At 62.8% G+C, this 16,232-nt stretch carries 15 protein-coding genes; 5 read left to right on the top strand and 10 right to left on the bottom strand.

Features of this window, described 5'->3' with window-relative positions; genetic code table 11:
- The first annotated feature begins 365 nt into the window (after positions 1 to 365).
- The 3 genes from OKW98_RS10625 (at position 366) to OKW98_RS10615 (ending at position 4,207) form a co-directional block, all read left to right on the top strand.
- Positions 366 to 1,997: a methyl-accepting chemotaxis protein gene (locus OKW98_RS10625; RefSeq protein ID WP_265389106.1), complete on the top strand. Its 1,632-nt coding sequence runs from the start codon at positions 366 to 368 to the stop codon at positions 1,995 to 1,997.
- A 207-nt stretch (positions 1,998 to 2,204) separates the two neighbouring features.
- A complete protein-coding gene (locus tag OKW98_RS10620) occupies positions 2,205 to 3,071 on the top strand; it encodes an ion transporter (RefSeq protein WP_265389105.1) in 867 nt (288 codons plus the stop codon).
- A 134-nt stretch (positions 3,072 to 3,205) separates the two neighbouring features.
- Positions 3,206 to 4,207, top strand: coding sequence for a sulfate ABC transporter substrate-binding protein (locus tag OKW98_RS10615; RefSeq protein WP_265389104.1), 1,002 nt, complete (start codon positions 3,206 to 3,208; stop codon positions 4,205 to 4,207).
- 1,309 nt (positions 4,208 to 5,516) lie between these two features.
- Here the strand turns inward: OKW98_RS10615 and OKW98_RS10610 are convergent.
- The 10 genes from OKW98_RS10610 to ccmA all read right to left on the bottom strand — a co-directional run bounded on the left by OKW98_RS10610 (position 5,517) and on the right by ccmA (position 13,115).
- Positions 5,517 to 5,933: a hypothetical protein gene (locus tag OKW98_RS10610; RefSeq protein WP_265389103.1), complete on the bottom strand. Its 417-nt coding sequence runs from the start codon at positions 5,931 to 5,933 to the stop codon at positions 5,517 to 5,519.
- A 30-nt stretch (positions 5,934 to 5,963) separates the two neighbouring features.
- Positions 5,964 to 7,169: a c-type cytochrome biogenesis protein CcmI gene (gene ccmI / locus OKW98_RS10605; protein ID WP_265389102.1), complete on the bottom strand. Its 1,206-nt coding sequence runs from the start codon at positions 7,167 to 7,169 to the stop codon at positions 5,964 to 5,966.
- Positions 7,166 to 7,636, bottom strand: a complete 471-nt coding sequence (locus tag OKW98_RS10600; protein ID WP_265389704.1) for a cytochrome c-type biogenesis protein — start codon at positions 7,634 to 7,636, stop codon at positions 7,166 to 7,168. The genes ccmI and OKW98_RS10600 overlap by 4 nt, the downstream gene beginning before the upstream one ends.
- Before the next feature lie 62 nt (positions 7,637 to 7,698).
- Positions 7,699 to 8,235, bottom strand: coding sequence for a DsbE family thiol:disulfide interchange protein (locus OKW98_RS10595; RefSeq protein ID WP_265389101.1), 537 nt, complete (start codon positions 8,233 to 8,235; stop codon positions 7,699 to 7,701).
- Entirely contained in the window at positions 8,232 to 10,205 is a 1,974-nt protein-coding gene (locus tag OKW98_RS10590; RefSeq protein ID WP_265389100.1) for a heme lyase CcmF/NrfE family subunit, read from the bottom strand. The genes OKW98_RS10595 and OKW98_RS10590 overlap by 4 nt, the downstream gene beginning before the upstream one ends.
- 3 nt (positions 10,206 to 10,208) lie before the next feature.
- Complete coding sequence (gene ccmE, locus OKW98_RS10585) at positions 10,209 to 10,682, bottom strand: cytochrome c maturation protein CcmE (RefSeq protein ID WP_265389099.1); 474 nt, start codon at positions 10,680 to 10,682, stop codon at positions 10,209 to 10,211.
- Positions 10,679 to 10,855 (bottom strand): heme exporter protein CcmD, encoded by a 177-nt coding sequence (gene ccmD, locus OKW98_RS10580; protein ID WP_265389098.1) that lies wholly within the window; start codon positions 10,853 to 10,855, stop codon positions 10,679 to 10,681. Before ccmD ends, ccmE begins: the two co-directional genes overlap by 4 nt.
- Positions 10,852 to 11,631: a heme ABC transporter permease gene (locus OKW98_RS10575; RefSeq protein WP_265389703.1), complete on the bottom strand. Its 780-nt coding sequence runs from the start codon at positions 11,629 to 11,631 to the stop codon at positions 10,852 to 10,854. Before OKW98_RS10575 ends, ccmD begins: the two co-directional genes overlap by 4 nt.
- Positions 11,632 to 11,811: 180 nt before the next feature.
- A complete protein-coding gene (gene ccmB / locus OKW98_RS10570; RefSeq protein WP_265389097.1) occupies positions 11,812 to 12,483 on the bottom strand; it encodes a heme exporter protein CcmB in 672 nt (223 codons plus the stop codon).
- Complete coding sequence (ccmA, locus tag OKW98_RS10565) at positions 12,480 to 13,115, bottom strand: cytochrome c biogenesis heme-transporting ATPase CcmA (protein WP_265389096.1); 636 nt, start codon at positions 13,113 to 13,115, stop codon at positions 12,480 to 12,482. The genes ccmB and ccmA overlap by 4 nt, the downstream gene beginning before the upstream one ends.
- A 162-nt stretch (positions 13,116 to 13,277) precedes the next feature.
- On the opposite strand from ccmA, the gene OKW98_RS10560 reads away from it, so the two are divergent.
- Both OKW98_RS10560 and OKW98_RS10555 read left to right on the top strand, forming a co-directional pair.
- Positions 13,278 to 14,915 carry a flagellar hook-length control protein FliK gene (locus OKW98_RS10560; RefSeq protein ID WP_265389095.1) on the top strand — a complete coding sequence of 546 codons (1,638 nt, stop codon included), beginning with the start codon at positions 13,278 to 13,280 and terminating at the stop codon, positions 14,913 to 14,915.
- Positions 14,915 to 15,235, top strand: a complete 321-nt coding sequence (locus OKW98_RS10555; protein ID WP_265389094.1) for an EscU/YscU/HrcU family type III secretion system export apparatus switch protein — start codon at positions 14,915 to 14,917, stop codon at positions 15,233 to 15,235. The genes OKW98_RS10560 and OKW98_RS10555 overlap by 1 nt, the downstream gene beginning before the upstream one ends.
- Positions 15,236 to 16,232 lie beyond the last annotated feature (997 nt).

The raw sequence follows: 16,232 nt of genomic DNA, 5'->3' as shown, positions 1-16,232 counted from the left end.
AAAACCCGCCGAAGCGGGTTTGTGCAACACCGTCCAACTTCCTGTTGGCCGCCAATGCCTGGCAACGGTCGATCATCCTTGATCCTGCAGCGGTCCGTTGCTGCAGTTGATGGATCCAATGTACCGCGCCGAGGTGTTTCAGCCTAGAGCCAAGTTCCTCAGAGCGTGTAAGCCTTTCGCTATACCTGTGTCCGTAACTTGCGCCCACACTCAGGTTTATAACCGTCAGGCCGAGATGCTTAATGACACCGCATCCTCTGTCTGTCGTTCGACGGTCATCGATCCGCTGTTGCGCACCCGGTTTGCCCGGCGCGCTACCCCTAAGCCTGGCCCAATAAAAAGAACAAAGAAACGGAGTGACGATCATGAATATGCGCAATCTCTCGATCAGCAAGCGCTTGTGGCTGATTCTCATCGTCGCGGTAGTGATGCTGTTTACGCTGGCGGGGGCGATGCTCAAGCAGATCCACGACGATCTGTACGAAGCCAAAACCGTCAAGACCATGCACGTGGTGCAGACCGCCAGTGGCCTGCTCGATTACTACCATGGCCTGGAAACCGCCGGCACCCTGACCCGCGAGCAGGCGCAGCAGCAGGCGATGGATGCCATTCGCGGGCTGCGCTACAACCAGACCGACTACTTCTGGATCAACGACCTGCGCCCGGTGATGATCATGCACCCGGCCAATCCCAAGTTGGTTGGCCAGGACCTTTCCGCCATCAAAGACCCGGACGGCTTTCAGGTCTTCAATGAAATGGTCACGCTGGCCAAAGCCAAAGGCGCCGGCATGGTCAACTACCGCTGGCCCAAGCCCGGCGCCACTGACGCGGTCGGCAAGACTTCGTACATCTCGCTGTTCGCACCGTGGGGCTGGATCATCGGCTCCGGCGTTTACATCGATGACGTGCAGGCCGAGTTCTACAAGCAAGTCGTCAAGGCGCTGTCGATCAGTGCCGGCATCATTCTGGTGATGGCGCTTGTGCTGATTCTGATTGCCCGCAGCATCGCTGGCCCGCTTAAAACCACCGTCGAGGCGATGGCCAATATTGCCAGCGGCGAAAGCGACCTGACCCGCACCTTGGCAACCGAGGGCAACGACGAGGTCACGCAACTGGCCCGGCATTTCAACGCGTTCACCGCCAAGCTTCGGCGGGTGGTCAGTGAGTTGCAGTCGTCTGCGGTCGGTCTCGGTCAGGCGTCGAGTGAGCTGGGCAGCAATGCCATTCAGGCCCAGGAGCGCAGTCAGCAGCAGTCGTTGCAGATGGAACAGGTGGCCACCGCCGTCAATGAAGTCACTTACGGCGTGCAGGACGTGGCGAAGAACGCCGAGCACGCCGCCAGCGAGATGCGCAACGCCGAATCCCAGGCGCAGCAGGGTCAGGCCAACATCGACAGCAGCCTGGAGCAGATCGGGCACCTGTCGGGGACCATCGATCAGGCTGTGGAAGTGATTCGCACGCTGGCCAGCGAAAGCACGCAGATCGGCGGTGTGTTGGAGGTGATCAGCTCGATTGCCGACCAGACCAACCTGCTCGCCCTGAACGCCGCCATCGAAGCCGCCCGCGCCGGTGATCAGGGCCGTGGCTTCGCCGTGGTCGCAGACGAAGTGCGCCTGCTGGCCCAGCGCACGCAGAAATCCACCGCAGAAATCCAGACGATGATCGAGCGCCTGCAAGCCCATTCGGACGCTGCGGTGAAAGTGATCGCCGACAGCAGTCGTTCCTCGCAACTGACCATTGAACAGGCCAACCTCGCCGGCCAGAGCCTGACCTCGATCAGCCAGGCACTGCGCAACCTCAACGGCCTCAACGCCTCCATCGCCAGCGCGACCCTTGAGCAATCCCACGTGGTGGAAGACATCAACCAGAACGTCACCCAGGCGGCGCAACTGTCCCAGAGCACCGCGGTGGCGGCGGAACAGTCCAGCGCAGCGAGCAATCAGCTCAAGGGGTTGAGTGAACAGCTGAACGGGTTGTTGCGGCAGTTTCGGGTTTAGGCGACTGGAGCCTTCCCGGCTAAAGCCGGTCCCACAGGGATCGTGGTAGCCAGTTCCATCGGGTGTACGCAATGCTCTCCGTAGGACCGGCTTCAGCCGGGAAGAAGCCAGCATGAACGCCATCAGATGTGCGGTGCGACGCCTCAGACGTTGCGCTCCTGAGCGCTTTGTCCCACGCTCTGCCGACCTTGCACGCGGAACGACCCCATGGACACCAACATCAGCTGGCGCGAACAGCTACGCATCATCGTTTTTCAGAGTGACACCAAACCCGGCCGACGCTTCGACAAAATCCTGCTGGTGCTCATCCTTTTCAGCCTGCTCGTGGCGATCATCGACAGTATCGAGGCCGTGCACCGCAATTACGCCGCGCCGCTGGCCTGGATCGAATGGGCGTTGACGTTCATTTTCGCGGTCGAGTATCTGGTGCGCCTGTACTGCTCGCCCAAGCCCCTGAGGTACGCGTTCAGCTTCTACGGGCTGATCGACCTGCTGGCCATCGTGCCGGGCATCCTGGCGATCTATTACAGCGACGCGCAGTACCTGCTGATCGTGCGCGTGGTGCGCATGCTGCGGATCTTCCGGGTGCTCAAGCTCAGCCCGTATCTGAAACAGGCCAATTACCTGCTCGCCGCCCTGCGTGGCAGCAAGCAGAAGATCATCGTGTTTCTGGCCACCGTGTCGACGCTGGTGACGGTGTTCGGCACGCTGATGTACGTCGTCGAAGGCCCGGAGCACGGCTTCACTAGCATTCCCAAGGGCATCTACTGGGCGATCGTCACGCTGACCACGGTGGGCTTTGGCGACATCGTGCCGAAGACGCCGATCGGGCAGATCCTGTCGTCGCTGGTGATGATCACCGGTTACTCGATCATCGCCGTGCCCACCGGGATTTTCACCGCCGAACTGGCCAATGCCATGCGCGGCGATCAGCTGCAGCACGACTGCCCGGTCTGCGCCAAGAACGCCCATGAACCTAACGCGGCTTTCTGTTCACGCTGCGGCAATGCGCTGTTTCCCAAGCTCGACGCGATGCCTGCACCGGCAGACGCGCAACGGGACATAAGCACATGAGTTTTTGATCTATTGAGCCGCCGGGGACTTTGGTTATAGTCGCCAGCCATTGGCCATCTTGCCTGGTTATAACAACGGCTCTTTCAAGAGCGAATCAATAAACGCCTCATGCTCAACGCCACAAGGAATCCACAGTGAAAAAGATCTTCGCCGCTTCTCTGCTTGCCGCAGGACTGGCTCTGGGCAGCGCTGCACAGGCCGCCGCGCCGTCGCTGCTCAACGTTTCGTATGACGTGATGCGCGATTTTTACAAGGACTACAACGCCGCCTTCCAGAAGCACTGGAACGCCGAGCATCAGGAAAGCCCGACGATTCAGATGTCCTTCGGCGGATCGAGCAAGCAGGCGCGTTCGGTGATCGATGGCCTGCCCGCCGATGTCATCACCATGAACATGGCCACCGACATCAACGCCCTGGCCGACAACGGCAAACTGGTTCCGGATAACTGGGTCACCCGCCTGCCGAACAACAGCGCGCCGTTCACCTCGGCCACGGTTTTCATCGTGCGCAAGGGCAACCCGAAGGCGTTGAAAGACTGGCCCGACCTGATCAAAGACGGCGTCGAAGTGGTGGTGCCCAACCCGAAAACCTCCGGCAACGGGCGCTACACCTACCTCTCGGCGTGGGGCTACACGCTGAAGAACGGCGGCGATGAAGCGGCGGCGAAGAAGTTCGTCGGCGAGCTGTTCAGCCACGTGCCGGTGCTCGACACCGGCGGCCGCGGCGCGACCACCACGTTCATGACCAATCACATCGGCGACGTGCTGGTGACCTTCGAGAACGAAGCGGAAATGATCGCCCGCGAGTTTGGTCGTGATCAGTTCGAAGTGGTCTACCCAAGCGTTTCCGCCGAAGCCGAGCCGCCAGTCACCGTGGTGGACAAAGTGGTCGACAAGAAAGGCACCCGCGCGGTGGCCGAGGAATACCTGAAGTACCTGTGGTCGCCAGAAGGCCAGGAAATCGCTGCCGCCAACTACCTGCGGCCTCGGGACCCGGCGGTGCTGGCCAAGTACACCGACCGCTTCCCGAAGGTGGATTTCCTGTCGGTGGAAAAAACCTTCGGCGACTGGCGTACCGTGCAGAAGACGCACTTCAATGATGGTGGGGTGTTTGACCAGATTTACCCGGCGAAATAAAGCCCGGTTTTAGACCTGCGGCGTGGCTTGGAAAGATCAAGAGCGTCGGCCTAACGGCCTCGGGTTTCGCCTTCGGCGAGTTACTTGGAAAAGCACCCCAAGTAACCAAGGGTGCTTGCTCTCGGTTGGGCTCCTCCTTCGTCGGAGTACCTTCACTCCGGTCCCGCTCCGTGGGCCCGCCGCCATCCGCCATCCATGGCGGGGGCGGCTCTCGCGGCATCCATGCCGCTCGGCCCACTCCGCGAGACCTGCGCTCAGCCTGCACCAAAGTCGCGATAGGTGTCGTCTGGAAGTCATGTGTTTGAAGATCTAGATCAAAAACAGATCAACCGCTTCCCGGCTGAAGCCGGTCCCACTAACAGACCGTGCGCTCCCGTAGGACCGGGTTTAGCCGGGAAGTCTTGATCGTTCCCACGCTCCGCGTGGGAATGCATCCCGTGGCGCTCCGCGTCACCTCCCCAAACCTTAATGCGCGTCGTCTGCGGGACGCGTAACGTCCGGGGTGGCGTTACCACGCGGAGCGTGGGAACGATCAGAGAACACGTCGCGGGATGATGCAAAAACGGCGACCTGAAGAGGTCGCCGTTTTTATTTGGGCCGGATGCCGGGCTGTCGAACGCTGAAAACCTGTAGGAGCGCGCTTGCCCGCGAATGCGCTGGGTCAGACAACCTGGATGTCACAGACAGACTGCGTTCGCGGGCAAGCGCGCTCCTACACTGAACGTGGCATGGGGCTAAATCTCCGTTGACGCTCCGCGTCACCTCTCCGGGCCTTGATGCGCGTCGTCTGCGGGACGCGGAGCGTCCGGGGTGGCGTTACCACGCGGAGCGTGGGAACGATCAAAACATTGCAGAATGTTCGGTGCTCACACCGGCCTCTTCCCGGCTAAAGCCGGTCCCACTAACAGACCACGCGCTCCGGTAGGACCGGCTTTGGCCGGGAAGCATTTGATCTGCTTGTGATCTGCTTGTGATCTGCTTGTGATCTGCTTGTGATCTGCTTTTGATCTCCCTACGAAGCAAGTCCAGCCACCGCAGAACGCGACTTGGGTGCAGGCTGAACACAGGTCTCGCGCAGTGGGCCGAGCCGCATGGATGCGGCGAGAGCGCCGTCAGGACATGGATGTCCGTTCGGCGCGGGCCCACGGAGCGGGACCGGAGTGAAGGAACCCTGACGAAGGAAGGGCCCAACCAGGAGCAGGCACTTTTGCTTACTTTTGGTGCTTTTCAAAAGTAAGTCGCCGAAGGCGAAACAGTCTGCCCCCAGGCAGACGCCCTTGATCTTGGCGTACTAAGCCCCACCGGCAACTTAGTTCCCGAACTGCTTGCTCAACCCCGGAGGTACCCCGCTGGCATCGGTCTCTTGCCACGGGCCGCTTGGCGAGGTCGACCAAGTCCAGCCGTCGTTCCAGCGGTAATAGGTCCGCTGGCGGTAGAACGTGTTCGGCACGTTATCCAGCACATGCACGCCCAGGCGCGCATCCCAGTGACTGTTCCCACCCGGCGGCGGGGCGAAGTGCGAGGAGGTTTTCGGGCCTGGCGCCGGGATCGGCATGGAAGGCGGCGTCTCTGGCGCCGTGCGCGGGGTTCCCGGCTGCGGGGTCGGCGACGGGCCGGGCATGGTTGGGATCGGCTCGGAACTCTGTGGCCCCGGATGCTGCACCGCACAGGCTGCGGTCAATCCCACTACCAGACTCAACAAGGCAAAACGGGCGACGCGATACATAAGGGCTCTCTACTCGCTGCGTTAACGGGATTACTGATCGGGGCTGTCGATGGTCAGGGCCTGCAGCGCCGTCACGTTGCTCGGCAACGGCTGGCTGCGACCGATCCACTCACCCGCCGTGGGCTGACCGGCGCGGGACACCCGGGCCACGAGTTGGACTTCGGCGAAGTTCGACAGTTTCAGCTGCGGCATCATCGCGTCGGCGTCAGTCAGCTCGACTTCCACTGGCAAGTCGGCCACGGTCACGCGCTTGACCGCCAACGGCGCCGGCGGACCTGACACCGCGCGGGCAAACACAAACACCGTGTCGCCTGGCTGCACCTTGGCTTTCAACGCCTCCGACAGCGTGACACGCACCTTCAGATGCGCGCCCTGCACCGCCACCGGCGGGGTGTCTTCCAGCGTGCCGCCGCTTTGCACGAGCTTGTCACTGGCGCGTTTGATCCCGCCTTCCAGCGCCCCGCGGGAGGGATCGTTCGGCGGCAATACCGCCAGCAGCCGCGTCCAGTAGCTCACCGCCTCGTCGAAATGCTGGCTTTCGAAGGCGTTGATGCCCATCAGGCCCAGGCTGGTGACTTCCTTGGGATTGAGCTTCAGCGCTTCTTCGGCAATCCCTTGAATCTGCGGGGTCCAGGCCTTGTTGCCGGCGAAGTACAACGCCTGGGCCCACTGCCCGAGCAGTTCGGGCTGACGGCCGGCCAGCTTGGACGCGCGCTCGAACATCCGCGCTGCATCGGCCGGGCGATCCTGGGCCATGTAGGTCCGGGCGAGGAAATACGCGCTCTCGGCGGAATCAGGCTGCGCCTTGACCGCACGCTCCAGCCGCTCGGTCATCTGCGCCAGCGAACCCGGCGGCTGGGAGAACTCCCGGGTCAGCTCGACCTTGTCCGACGCGCCGAAATGCAGATACAAACCCAACGCCAACACCGGGACCAGAATCGCGGCGAGCAATGGCAGCGGCTTGCCCAGACGCGTCACCCGCTCGGCGCCCACCCCTTCGGTGTCGGCGAGCAGTTCGCGCGCAGCCTCGGCGCGACCGCCGTCCATCTGCGCCGCCGAGAGCACGCCCTCCTCCTGCTGCGTTTGCAGCTCGGCGATGCGCTCCTGATACAAGGCGACGTTAAGGGCAGTGCGATCTTCCTCAGTCTGTGCGCGACGGCCGCGCACCACAGGGATCAGCAGGAAACAAAGAGCCACCAGCAACAACAGGCCGGCGGCCATCCAGAAATCAATCATTCGCGGTTCTTATCCAGCAAGTGGGCGAGGCGCTGACGCTCCTCGTCGGAAAGCACATCGGCGTCGTCGCGGCCGGAGCGGCGACGACGCACGACGATCACACCAATCAACACCGCGCCGCCCAGCAGCAAGCCGGCCGGACCGAACCAGAGCAGCCAGGTGTGAGCATTGAGCTCAGGCTTGTAGCGCACGAACTCGCCGTAGCGATCGACCATGAAATCGATGATCTGCTGATTGCTCTGGCCTTCGCCGAGCATGCGGTAGATCTCTTTGCGCAGGTCGGCGGCGATGGGCGCGTTGGAATCAGCGATGTCCTGGTTCTGGCATTTCGGGCAGCGCAACTCACGGGTCAGCTCGGAGTAGCGAGCCCGCTCGGCGTCGTCCTTGAAGGTGTAAGCATCAATGGCGGCCTGGGCCACCCCTGCAAAACCCAACGCCAATACCGCAGCGGCAATCAGCCGCCGCACCCCCTGTAGGAGCGCGCTTGCCCGCGAAGAGGCCCGACCAGCCGGCACATCATCGCGCCTGATCATTGCGAGCCCTCATCAACCAGCGCCTGGTACTGACCGGCCAGTTTCTCGCGCCAGACAGTCTCGTCGATCACGCCCACATGCTTGTAGCGAATGACCCCCTTGGCATCGATCAAAAAGGTCTCCGGCGCGCCATACACCCCCAGGTTCAAACCCAGGCTGCCGGCTTCATCGTTGATGTTCAGCTGATACGGGTCGTGAAAATCCTTGAGCCACTTCAGCGCATCGGCATTCACATCCTTGTAATTAACGCCGTAGATCACCACGCCCTGCTGGGCCAGTTTCGTCAAAACCGGGTGCTCGTCGCGGCAGGCCACGCACCAAGTGCCCCAGACGTTGACCAGCGCCGGTTTGCCAAGCAGATCGGTGCGGGTCAGCGGCTTGCCATCCTGCACCGCAGGCAAGCTGAATTCAGGGAATGGCTTGCCGATCAGCGCCGACGGTAATTCCGACGGATCCAGATACAAGCCTCGGTACAGCAACCCAGCCATGCCGAGAAACAGCACCAGCGGGATCAGCAACATCCAGCGCTTCATACCGCCGCTCCCGTCATGCCCAGCGCGTCACGCACTTTCGCGCGGACCTTGACGCGGTAACGTTTGTCCAGCGCCGCCAGCAGCCCGCCCAGCGCGGTGATCAGCCCACCGAACCAGATCCAGCGCACGAACGGCTTGACGTGCACGCGCACTGCCCACGCACCGTTTTCCAGCGGTTCGCCCAGCGCCACGTACAGATCGCGGGTGAAACCGGCGTCGATGCCGGCCTCGGTCATCATCGAACGCTGCACCGTGTACAGGCGTTTTTCCGGGTGCAGCACGGTGATTTCCTGGCCGTCTTCCAGCACGCGAAGGGTGCCGCGATCGGAGGTGAAGTTCGGGCCTTGGTAATGCTGGGCGCCCTCGAACACAAACCTATAACCGCCCAGCTCCACCGACTCGCCGGGGGCCATGCGCAGGTCACGTTCGGCGCTGTTCTGGCTGGACAACACCACGCCCAGCGCCAGCACCGCGATACCGAGGTGCGCCACTTGCATGCCCCAGTAACTGCGGGTCAGCGAGCGCATCCCTTTAAGCAGACCCTTGTGCCGCGTCTTGTCGAACAGGTCGCGCACGCCGGCCAGCAACACCCAGGCCGCCAGCAGGCAAGTGGCAAGCACGGCCCAGTGGAAGTCGGCCATGGCAAAACCGGCGATCACTGCCAGCACCGCGCTGCCGACCAATACCGGCGCGAGCATGCTCAGCAGCCACTTGACCGGCGTGTCCTTCCAGCGCACCAGCACGCCCACCGCCATCACCGCCATGAGCAAGCCCATCAGCGGCACAAACAACGCATTGAAATACGGCGGGCCCACCGACATCTTCGCCCCGCTCAGGGCATCCAAAACCAGCGGATAAAGCGTGCCGAGCAGAATCATCGACGCCGCCACCACCAGCACCAGGTTATTGCCCAGCAGCAAGGTTTCCCGCGACCACAGGCCAAAGCCGACATGGCTTTTCACCACCGGCGCGCGGATGGCGAACAGGGTCAGTGAGCCGCCGACTACCATCAGCAGGAAGATCAAGATGAACACGCCACGGGCCGGGTCAGAGGCGAAGGCATGCACCGATGTCAGCACGCCGGAGCGCACGAGGAAGGTGCCGAGCAGGCTCAGGGAAAACGCCGCGATGGCCAGCAGCACGGTCCAGCTCTTGAACACGCCGCGCTTCTCGGTGACCGCCAGGGAGTGAATCAGCGCCGTGCCCACCAGCCAGGGCATGAACGAGGCGTTTTCCACCGGATCCCAGAACCACCAGCCGCCCCAGCCGAGTTCGTAATAGGCCCACCACGAACCCAGGGTGATGCCAATGCCGAGGAAGGCCCAGGCGACGATGGTCCAAGGTCGCGACCAGCGCGCCCACGCCGCATCAAGACGACCGCCGAGCAGCGCGGCGATGGCGAAGGCGAAGGCCACCGAGAACCCGACGTAACCCATGTACAGCATCGGCGGGTGGACGATCAGGCCGATGTCCTGCAGCAACGGGTTGAGGTCGCGGCCGTCCTGGGGAATTTGCGGCAGGATGCGGCTGAACGGGTTGGAGGTGAGGATCAGGAATAGCAGAAAGCCGATGCTGATCATGCCCATCACCGCCAGTACGCGGGCCAGCATGACCTGGGGCAGTTGCCGGGAAAAGATCGACACGGCGAAGGTCCAGCCGCCCAGGATCAACGCCCAGAGCAGCAACGAGCCTTCGTGCGCGCCCCAGACGGCGCTGAATTTGTAATACCACGGCAAGGCGCTGTTAGAGTTCTCGGCGACGTAGGCCACGGAAAAGTCGTCGACCATGAACGAGTGTGTCAGGCAGCCAAAGGCAAACACCAGGAAAGCAAACTGCCCCCACGCGGCGGGCTGCGCGAGGCTCATCCACAGACGGTCGCCGCGCCAGGCGCCCAGCAGCGGCACGATGGCCTGCACGATGGCGAAGCACAGGGCCAAAATCATGGCCAGATGGCCGAGTTCGGGAATCATGATTTACCCCTGTTTTTCCGGGAGAGCGGCGGGCGTGGCGGCGGGCGCGGGCTGGCCGCTGTCTTTCAGCGCTTTCGCGACTTCCGGCGGCATGTATTTCTCGTCGTGTTTGGCCAGCACTTCATCGGCGACAACCACGCCGTCGCCATTGAGCTTGCCGAGGGCGACGATGCCCTGCCCTTCGCGGAACAGGTCCGGGAGGATGCCGCGATAGGTGATGGGGACCGACTTGTTGAAATCGGTGACGACGAAGCTGACGTCCAGCGAATCGCCCGAGCGCTGCAGTGAGCCCTGAACGACCATGCCACCGGCGCGAATCCGCGTGTCACGGGGCGCTTCGCCGTCGGCGATCTGGGTCGGGGTGTAAAACAGATTTATGTTTTCCTTCAGCGCGCTGAGTGCAAGGCTGACCGCGATGCCGAGCCCGGCGAGGATCGCCAGGATGATCAACAGGCGCTTTTTTCGCAGCGGATTCACGTAATGCTCTCCCGGCGCAGACGGCGCGCCTCTTGTTGCAGGTAACGCCGACGCGCGAAAACCGGTGCCAGGACGTTGATCGCCAGCACGATGAAACAGATGCCATAAGCCGACCAGACATACAGCCCGTGCTTGCCCATGGCGAGAAAATCACTGAAAGACTCGAAGCTCATCGTTCGGCTCCGTGGCGAGGGGGCGCTGTGTGGCCAAGGTGCTTCATTACCAGATCCTTGACCCACCCGGTGCGGGCCTCGCGCTTGAGCACTTCCAGGCGCATGCGCATCAGCAGCACCGCCCCGAAGAAGCAGTAAAACCCCAGCACGGTGAACAGCAGCGGCAGCCACATTTCAGCGGGCATGGCCGGCTTTTCGGTCAGGCTGAAGGTCGCGCCCTGGTGCAGGGTGCTCCACCATTCCACTGAATACTTGATGATCGGGATGTTGATCACGCCAACAATGGCCAGCACGGCGCAGGCTTTGGCGGCGCTGTCGCGGTTGGTGATGGCGTTGCCCAGCGCAATCAGGCCGAAATACAGAAACAGTAAAATCAGCATCGACGTCAGCCGCGCGTCCCAGACCCACCACGAACCCCACGTCGGCTTGCCCCAGATCGCGCCGGTGACCAGCGCCAGGGCGGTCATCCACGCACCGATGGGCGCTGCGCATTGCAGGGCGACGTCGGCCATCTTCATCTTCCAGACCAGCCCGACAACGCCGCACACCGCCATCATCACGTAGCAGGACTGGGCCAGCATCGCCGCCGGCACATGGATATAAATGATGCGAAAGCTGTTGCCTTGTTGATAGTCAGGCGGCGCAAACGCCAGGCCCCAGACCACGCCGATGCCAATCAACAGGGCTGCAGCGATGCTCAGCCACGGCAGCAGACGACCGCTGATGCCGTAAAACCATTTGGGCGAACCGAGTTTGTGGAACCAGGCCCAACTCATGCCGCCTTTAGCCTTGGCGCTTGTGTTCATCACGCTGCCTTTTCATCACGGTGCTTTTTAATACGGTGCTTGTCATCACAGTGCGTCCCAGCAAGAGGCGCTATCAGGGCAAGGCGCTTCTTATGGCTGAAGCGTCCAGGACCTGCCGACGGAAAAACTGTCCGCGCGGTCAGGGTGCGATTATTCGCCAACGCTAATCTTCAAACCAGCGGCAATTGCAAAGGGCGTCAGGGTAACCGCCAGTGCGGTGAGGCTGCCAAGCCACAGCAGATAACCGGTCGCGGGCATGCCCTCAAGTGCAGCCTGCAAGGCGCCGCTGCCGAGAATCAGCACCGGGATGTACAGCGGCAGAATCAACAACGCCAAGAGCAGACCGCCGCGCTTGAGCCCCACGGTCAGCGCCGCGCCCACCGCGCCGAGCAGGCTCAGCACCGGCGTGCCCAGCAGCAGCGACAGCAGCAGCACCGGCAAACATGCGCTGGGCAGGCCCAGCATCAGCGCCAGCAGCGGAGACAGCAACACCAGCGCCAGCCCGGAAAACGCCCAGTGCGCCAGCACTTTGGCCAGCACCAGCAGCGCCAGCGGTTGCGACGACAGCACCCACTGTTCGAGGGAACCGTCTTCGAAATCGCTGCGAAACAGGCCGTCCAGCGACAGCAGCACGGACAACAGCGCCGCCACCCACACCAAGCCCGGCGACAGGCGCTGCAGCAGTTGCGTGTCAGGGCCGACAGCCAGGGGAAACAGCGCGATGACGATGGCGAAGAACACCAGCGGGTTGAGCAACTCGGCCGGGCGCCGAAACAGCAGGCGCGCTTCACGGGCAATCAGCAGGGTAAACACGTGACTCATGCGGCCCACTGCCCCAGGTCCAGATCGCGATAACGCGAGGGCGTGCGGCTCAGCGTGTGGTGGGTGGTCAGCACCACGGCGCCGCCGCTTTCACAGTGCGCCGCCAGGTGCGCTTCAAGTTGTTCGACGCCCTGCTTGTCCAGCGCGGTGAAGGGTTCGTCGAGCATCCACAGACCGGGCCCGGGCAAATACAGGCGGGCCAGTGCCACCCGGCGCCGTTGACCGGCCGACAAAGTGTGGCACGGCACGTCTTCAAACCCGCGCAGGCCAACGGCTTCGAGGGCGCGCCAGATGTCGGCGTATTCCACCGGCGTATGCAGCGCGCAGAGCCAGGCGAGGTTTTCCAGAGGCGTAAGCACGTCCTTGATGCCGGCGGCGTGGCCGATCCACAGCAGGTGGCGGGTCAATTCGCTGCGCTGGCTGGCGAGGGGTTTGCCATCGAGCAGCACGCTGCCGGCGGTGGGCTGCATCAGCCCGCACAACAGGCGCAGCAGGCTGGTCTTGCCGCTGCCGTTGGGGCCGCTGATCTGGACCATGTCGCCCGCGCTCAACCGCAGTTCGAGGTGCTCGAACAGCAGGCGCCAGTCACGCTCGCAAGTCAGCGCCACGGCTTCAAGAACGGGGATGGACATGAAGGACCTTCTTTTCAGGTGCAGCGGCACGGCGGTTCAAGTCGGGATCATGACGGCCGTTATACTGATGCAGCTTAACGGTGGACCGCCGACGCAGTCGGTGCCGGATTATACATACCCGGACCCGCCACCCGGAGCGCAAATTTACCGAGTCGGGATCTGATGACAGGCGATATACCCAATCTTTCTCCAGTAACAGCAGCCACGGCCTTGCTGCGCGCAGGCGTGCCCGCAGGCGAAGTGCTCAAGCTGATGGAGCCCCGCGAAGGGCTGTTGACCTCGGGTCAGGTCGCCAGCGCTGAAGTGGTGAGCCTCAAGCAATTGGGGCAGGACTTCCAGCTGTTGCTCAAGCTGACCCTGGACAACGGCCGGCAAACCACCCTCCCCGTCAGCAGTTCGCTGCCGCTGACGCCCGGCACCAGCGTGAACGTCGCCCAAGGCTCGGCCGACACCCTGACCATCAGCGTGCAGGACATGCAGAAAGCCGTCACCAACAGCCTGACCAGCATGGACTCGCGGCAATTGCCCGCCGGCACGCTGCTGCAAGGCAAGGTGCTGACCACGCAAGTCGCCGCGCAGAACGTCGCGCAATTGGCGGGGCAGACAGCGGGACAATCGTCAGGCAGCGCGCAACCGACAACATATCGCTCCATCGTTATCCTCCTCAACACGGCCCTGGCCGGCACCAGCCTGACCGTCGACAGCCCGCAGCCGCTGCGGGTCGGCAGTCTGCTCAGCGCCCAGGTGCAAAACAGTCAGGCGCTGACGTTTGTTGCTCTGCCCAATCGTCTGGACGAACTCGCCCTGGCCCAGCAGTTATCCACCCAGCAAAGCCGTCAGGGCTCGTTGCAGGGCCTGATCACGGCGCTGCAAAACATGCCGCCGCCGGCTGCCGATGGAGATGGCGATAACCTTTCGCCTTCGCTGCGGGCGAGCATCGAGCAACTGTTGGCCGACCTGCCGGACATCCCGCAGATGACCACCGCCAGGGGCGTCGCCCAGGCGCTGAATGCCAGCGGGCTGTTCATGGAATCGCGCTTGCTCGCCGGGCAGAACCCGACGCTGGTGCCGGACATGAAGGCCAACCTGCTTCGCCTGATCACGCAAATATTGCCGGGCCTGCCGGACAACGTCAGTTATGACGCTGCCGCCGCCGGCAATACCCTGGCGCGGGCCATGCCCAGCGTCTTGCGCAGCGCATTTGGCACCTTGGGGCTGGTGGCGCCGCCGAGCGATCCGATCAACTTCCCATTACCACCGCGCACCCTCGGCCATCCGGAAAGCAAAGACGATCTGGAGATGCTGCTGAAGCTGGCGGCGGGCGCGATTTCGCGCCTGCAAAGCCATCAGTTGGGCGGGCTGGAGCAGACGCGCACCCACGCCGACGGCACCCAGGTGACCACCTGGCAGCTGGAGATCCCGATGCGCAACGCCCACGACATCGTGCCGTTGCAGGTCAAGGTGCAGCGCGAGGACACGCCTGAGCGCGACGACTCTTCCGATACGCCGGTGCAGGAAGCCAAGGAGCGAGAAAAGCTGTGGCGGGTGGAACTGGCGTTTGATCTGGAGCCCCTCGGCCCGCTGCAAGTGCAGGCGCAATTGATTGCCGGCAGCATCGCCAGCCAGTTATGGGCTGAACGGGAGGGCAGCGCCGAGTTGATTTCCAGCGAGCTGGACAATTTGCGCGGGCGGTTGGTGGCGTGCGGTTTGAACGTCAAGGAACTGGAATGCAATCGCGGCGTGCCGCCCCAGGGGCCACGCACTGTGCTCGAACAACGCTGGATCGACGAGAACGCCTGATGAGCAGACCCGAGCAGACACCGCGTCAGGCCATTGCCCTGAGCTACGACGGCCACCAGGCTCCGACGCTGACGGCCAAGGGCGATGACGCCCTGGCGGAAGCGATACTGGCGATCGCCCGGGAATACAAAGTCCCGATCTACGAAAACGCCGAACTGGTGAAAATGCTCGCCCGCCTGGAACTGGGCGACAGCATCCCCCAGGAGCTGTACCTGACCATCGCCGAAATCATCGCGTTTGCCTGGCACTTGAAAGGCAAGTTTCCGGTGGGCTTCGACCCGAATGCCGGGCCGGTGGAGCGGGATATCACACCGCGTTAATTTCGGCTCAGCCGGCCATATGCACCACGCCAATGGCCGGTTGGACACAAATTTACTGTAGGAGCGCGCTTGCCCGCGAAGGCGGCGTGTCAGTCGCCGAACAGTCCACAGGCAAATCGCGTTCGCCAGCAAGCCGGCTCCTACGGATCGTGCGGACAACCGTGACCAGTTAAACGCTGCAAAACCCATTGTAGGAGCGCGCTTGCCCGCGAAGGCGTCGGCACGGACGATCAATATGCGTCGGCTGTACTGGCCTCTTCGCGGGCAAGGTGGAGCGCCACCCCGATCGCTCCTACACCGATCAGCGGCGGATCATGAATGCTTGTGTTGCACGCACTGGCCCCTTCCCGGCTAAAGCCGGTCCCACTGACACACCGCAAACCATGGTAGGACTGGCTTTAGCCGGGAAGGCCTCGGGTATCACGCCGCAGGGCTAATGCCATACACCAGATGCGGCGCCTAAGGATTGCGCGTACAACCGCGAGTAGTGAAACGCTGCAAAACCCATTGTAGGAGCGCGCTTGCCCGCGAAGGCGTCGGCACGGACGATCGATATGCGTCGGCTGTACTGGCGTCTTCGCGGGCAAGGTGGAGTGCCACCCCGGTCGCTCCTACACGGATCAGCGGCGCATCATGAATGTTTGTGTCGCACGCACTGGCCTCTTCCCGGCTAAAGCCGGTCCCACTGACACACCGCAAACCATGGTAGGACTGGCTTTAGCCGGGAAGGCCTCGGGTATCAAGACGCAGGGCTAATGCCATACACCAGATGCGGCGCCTAAGGATTGTGCGTACAACCGTAAGTAGTGAAACGCTGAAAAACCCAGTGTAGGAGCGCGCTTGCCCGCGAAGGCGGCGTGTCAGTCGCCGAACAGGCCACAGGCAAATCGCGTTCGCCAGCAAGCCGGCTCCTACGGATTTTGCGTACGGCCGTGATGTTTCGAACCCTTCGAAACCATTGTGGACATGTCGCTGCGAGGCAGCGACGCCCCCCTCA

It is taken from the genome of Pseudomonas sp. KU26590 (genome assembly GCF_026153515.1).
Lineage (GTDB): Bacteria > Pseudomonadota > Gammaproteobacteria > Pseudomonadales > Pseudomonadaceae > Aquipseudomonas.
This window is presented reverse-complemented; position numbering and strand designations above follow the sequence as displayed.